Annotated in this window: 3 protein-coding genes; all 3 read right to left on the minus strand. The window is 74.5% G+C overall.

The features are described from left to right. Nucleotides 1-647: 647 nt before the first annotated feature. Entirely contained in the window at nucleotides 648-2756 is a 2109-nt protein-coding gene (locus B7767_RS33610; RefSeq protein WP_085575406.1) for an MMPL family transporter, read from the minus strand. 128 nt (nucleotides 2757-2884) lie between these two features. Further along, nucleotides 2885-3556, minus strand: coding sequence for a response regulator transcription factor (locus B7767_RS33615; protein ID WP_085575407.1), 672 nt, complete (start codon nucleotides 3554-3556; stop codon nucleotides 2885-2887). After that, complete coding sequence (locus tag B7767_RS33620; RefSeq protein ID WP_085575408.1) at nucleotides 3553-4749, minus strand: sensor histidine kinase; 1197 nt, start codon at nucleotides 4747-4749, stop codon at nucleotides 3553-3555. The genes B7767_RS33615 and B7767_RS33620 overlap by 4 nt, the downstream gene beginning before the upstream one ends. Nucleotides 4750-4973 lie beyond the last annotated feature (224 nt).

A 4973-nucleotide genomic window follows, 5' to 3' on the forward strand; every position in this document is an offset into this window, starting at 1 on the left:
GACGCGCTCGCGGACGGACCGGCCGCGGTGGCGGCGCCCGCCGCGAGGGCGAGCGTGCCGACGACGGCGAGGACCGCCCGCCGCAGCGGCCGGGGTCTGCGGAGCGTGCGGGGGATGCCGGAGGTGTCACTCATGTGGGGATGCCCTCTCGGGTTCGGATGCCTGTGCTGTGAGAGCGCTCTCAAAGTGACGCCAATGTGCTCCGTGACGCTCGCGCCGTCAAGAGGTGTAACCGAGAAAGTCCTTGTGGGAGGGGGGAGTTCAGGTCCCGAACTGACGCGAATGTGTGCAAGGGGAGCCGTGGACGTCGGACGGGCGCGACGCCCGGGAGCGTCCGGGCGGCGCGCCCGTCGCTCCGTTCGACCACGCGTGCGCGGAAGAGCACGGGCGGTTTCGGCTGTGTGGTGACTGCGGGCCGTCGTGGGCTGATCGCGCCCACGCGGCGGAGCCGCATGTCAACACAGCCCCGCGCCCCTCAAGGGGCGCGGGGAACTGCGCGAGCGGGGGTCTGGGGGCGAAGCCCCCAGGGACGGGAAGGGAAGGGGCGGAGGGGGCGGGAACAAGGGGCCGGTGCTCCCCGTACCGCACTCGTACGCCGGTGGGCGTGTGCGAACAACACGCGCGGTGAGAGCCGCCGGTGGCGGCCCTCACACCCCCGTCGGCACCCGCGGCCGGGCCACCTCCGCAGGCTCCTCGTGGAGCCCGAACCGCTCGTGGACCCGCCGCAACGGCGCAGGGGCCCACCAGGCGCGGCGCCCGAGGAGGGACATGGTGGCCGGCACCAGAAGCATGCGCACGACGGTCGCGTCGATGAGGACGGCCAGGGTGAGCCCCAGACCGATCTGCAGGACGGGCGAGAAGCCGCCCGTCATGAACGCGGCGAAGACGACCGCCAGCAGCAGCGCCGCACAGGTGACCACCCTGCCCGAACGGCGCAGCCCGTCCACCACGGCCTCCGCGTCGTCGCCGGTGCGCTCCCGGGCCTCCCGCATCCGGGCCAGGATGAACAGCTCGTAGTCCATGGCCAGTCCGAACGCGATCGCCACGATCAGCGGTGGCGCCGTGAGACTCAGCGCGCCCAGCCCCTCGGCGCCCAGCAGCCCGGCCAGATGACCGTCCTGGAAGACCCACACCACCGCACCGAGCGCGGCGCCCAGGCTGAGCAGCGTCGTCGCGATGGTGCGCAGCGGCAGCAGCACGGAACCGGTGAACGCGAACAGCAGCAGGAAGATGCCGGCCAGGACGGTCACGGCCGCCCACGGTGCCCGTTCGGCGAGCATCGCGCGGAAGTCGACCAGCCGGGCCGCGGGCCCGGTGACCTCGACGGGTTCGTCGCCGCGTGCCTCCCGCACCCGCTCGACCAGCCCGGTCGCCTCCTCGCCGTCGGCCGCGCCGGGCGGCCGGATCTCCAGCACCGTGGCCCCGCCCGGCAGTTCACGGGCCGTGGTGGCCGGGGACAGCGCGCGGATCCCGTCGACGGTCGCGCCGCCGGCACCGGGCCGGACGACGACGGTGACCGGCGTGGCCCCGGTCCCCGGCGGGAAGTGGCCGTCCACGGTGTCGTGCAGCCGCCGGGCCTCGGTGTCCGTGGGCAGCTGCCGCGCGTCCCCGAGGACGATCTTCATGCCGGCCGCCGGCACCGCCAGGACCAGCAGCACCGGGACGGCCACGGCCAGTACGGCGATCCGGCGCCGGGCCGCGAAGCGGGCGATCCGGGCGAAGAGCCGGCCCTCCTCGCCCTCCGGCCGGTCCTTCGCCGGGGCGATCCGCCCGCCGAACCGGGCCAGCAGCGCGGGCAGCAGGGTGAGCGCGGCCAGCATGTCGATGACGACCACGGCGGCGACCGCGAGGCCCATGCTGCACAGGAACACGCTCGGGAAGACCAGCAGCCCGGTCAGGCTGACGGCCACCGTGAGCCCGGAGAACAGCACCGTCCGCCCGGCCGCCGCGACCGTGCGGTGCACCGCCTCCACGACGTCCTCGGTGTGCCGGCGCTCCTCCCGGAACCGCACCAGTATCAGCAGGGCGTAGTCCACGGCGAGCCCGAGCCCCAGCATCGTCGTCAGCTGGATCGCGTACACGGAGATGTCCGTGACCTCGCTGAAGAGGAACAGCGCCAGGAAGGCCCCCGCGATCCCGCTGACCGCGACGACCAGCGGCAGCAGCGCGGAGCGCAGCCCGCCGAACACCACGAGCAGCAGCGCCAGCACCACCGGCAGGGAGATCAACTCCGCGTTCCTCACGTCCTCCTGGGCCCGCTCGGCGATCTGCTGCCCCAGCAGCGGGCCCCCGCTCACCTGGACGTCGGGGGCGTCGATCTGCCTGATCCGCTCGGCCGCCGCGTCGAACGTGCGCTGCTCGGCGTCGTCGTCCAGACCGCTTTCGAGCGTGACGGGGATGACCAGCGCCCGCCCGTCCTCGGCGGTCAGGCCGCGCGTGCTGTACGGGTCGGGCACGGCGGCGACCCCGGCGACCGTCCGCACGTCGGCCACGGCCCGCTCGACCTCGGCGCGCAGCTCCGGGTCCGAGACCGCGGTGCCGGCCACCACGCCGGTGATCGACTCGCCCGCCGGGTCCACCCGGTCCAGGTACCGGGCGGCCGACTCCGACTCGGTTCCGGGCACTCCGGCCACGTCGTCGGAGAGCCGCGCGAACACGCCCGTCCCCAGCCCGAATCCCAGCAGCAGAAAGAGCCCCCACAGGAGCATCACGGTCGAGGGGCGGCGGGTGGCCGCCCGGGCGAGTGAGGAAAGCACGGTCCCTCCCGGCGAGTTGGTTCTCCGTCGCCTCCCAGACTCGTGCCGCGGGGCGGTGCGCCGGATCGCCCGAGGGAGCGGTTTGCGGCCCTCGCCCGTACGGGGGAGAGGGCCCCCTCACTCACTCCTCAGGGGGAGCCGGGGGCGATCAGGCCCGTCTCGTACGCGCAGATCACCGCCTGTACCCGGTCCCTGAGACCGAGCTTGCCCAGCACGTTGCTCACATGGGTCTTGACGGTGTGCTCACTGACGAACAGGGTCGTCGCGATCTCCGCGTTGGACAGTCCCCGGGCCAGCAGCCGCAGTGTCTCCGCCTCGCGGGCGGTGAGCGCCTCCAGCCGCTGCGGGGTGGCGGCCCCGGCGGCGGCCTGTTCCCGGCGGGACCGCACGATGTCCGCGACCAGCCGCCGGGTCACGGCCGGGGCGAGCAGCGAGTCACCGGCCGCGACCACCCGCACCGCGTGCACGAGGTCGTCCCGGCGGACGTCCTTCAGCAGGAAGCCGCTGGCACCCGCGTACAGCGCCTCGTACACGTACTCGTCCAGGTCGAACGTGGTCAGCATGACCACCTTGCAGCCCGACTGCGCGCACACCTGACGGGCCGCCTCCAGGCCGTCCATCACCGGCATGCGGATGTCCAGCAGCAGCACGTCCGGGGCGTGCCGGCGCACCGCCGCGACGGCCTCCTCGCCGTTCCCGGCCTCGGCGACCACCTCGATGTCGTCCTGGGCGTCCAGGATCATGCCGAAGCCGGCCCGGACCAGTTCCTGGTCGTCGGCGACGACCACCCGGATGCTCACCCGAGGACCTCCTCCCGGTCGGCGGCCGCCGGCAGGCGTACGACGACCCGGAAGCCGCCGTCCGGGCCGCTGCCGGTCTCGGCGCTGCCCCCGCAGGCGGCGGCCCGCTCCCGGATGCCGATCAGTCCGTGTCCGCCGGCCGGCGTGGGGGCACCCCGCCCGTCGTCCGTCACCGTGAGGGTCACCTGGTCCTCCGCCCAGTCCAGCTCCACCACGGCGCGGGAGGCACGGGCGTGCTTCACGGTGTTGGTGAGAGCTTCCTGGACCACACGGTAGGCGGCGACCTCGGTGTCCGAGGACAGCGGGCAGGGCACGCCCGTGGTGCGCAGCTCGGTGCGCAGCCCCGTGGAGTCCCGCACCTGCCCGACCAGCAGGGGCAGCGCCGCCAGGTCCGGCTGCGGCAGCCGCCGCGCGGCCTCGTCGTCCGGCCGCTCCTCCTTCAGCACGCCGAGGATGCGCCGTAGTTGGGCCATCGCGTCCCGTCCGGTCGTCGCGATGGTGTCGAACGTGGCCTCCGCGCGCTCCGGATCCTTGCGCACCACCACGGGTCCGGCCTCCGCCTGCACCACCATCAGGCTCACGGCGTGCGCCAGGATGTCGTGCATGTCCCGGGCGATACGGGCGCGTTCCTCGGCGCGGGCCCGCGCGGTGTCCGCGGCCCGCTCCCGTTCCAGGCGGCGGGCCCGGTCCTCCAGCTCGGTGGTGTACGCGCGCTGGACCCGGGCGAGCACCCCGAGGGCGTAGGCGCAGACGAGGCCCAGCAGATGGAAGGCGTACTCGAAGGGCTCGTCGCCCGCCAGGTGCTGCATGGTCACGACGACCCCGATCACCCAGCCCGCGAGCATCATCCGGCGCTGCCAGGGCCTGCCCAGGGCGGCCAGGGTGTACAGGACGACCATCCCGCCGTACATCACGTCCGGCGGGGGAGCCTGGTACAGCGCCTGCGCCGGGGTGGCGACCGACACGGCCCACGCGGCCGCGCAGGGTGCGCGCCGCCGCCAGACCAGCGGTACGGCCGTGGCGGCACCCAGCAGCCAGCCCTGCCAGGTCAGCCGGTCGTCGCCCTCGTCGGGGAAGACCCACTGCAGGGAGACGGCGAACAGCACGAGCGTGGCGAGCGCCGTGTCGAGGGCGTACGGACTGGCCGTACGCCAGCGCACGACGACCGGTGCGAAGGCGGACCGGAGGGACATGAGCGGCTCCTCGGGGCGGGGGCCGTACCAGTATCACGAGGAACCGGGAGCCCGGTCCTCACCGGTGAGAGGGATTTCGCCGCGGCTTCGGACGCGCCGGGCGGGACGATCCGCCGTTCCGGCCGGGGGAGGGGCGATGCCGTGGGCTCCGGCTCGCCCGACGGCCGCCCGGGCCCGCGGGAACGCGACGGGCCGGCGCCTCGGCCGCGTCCGCTTCCCCCGGG

It is taken from the genome of Streptomyces sp. 13-12-16 (assembly GCF_002114215.1).
Taxonomy (GTDB): domain Bacteria; phylum Actinomycetota; class Actinomycetes; order Streptomycetales; family Streptomycetaceae; genus Streptomyces.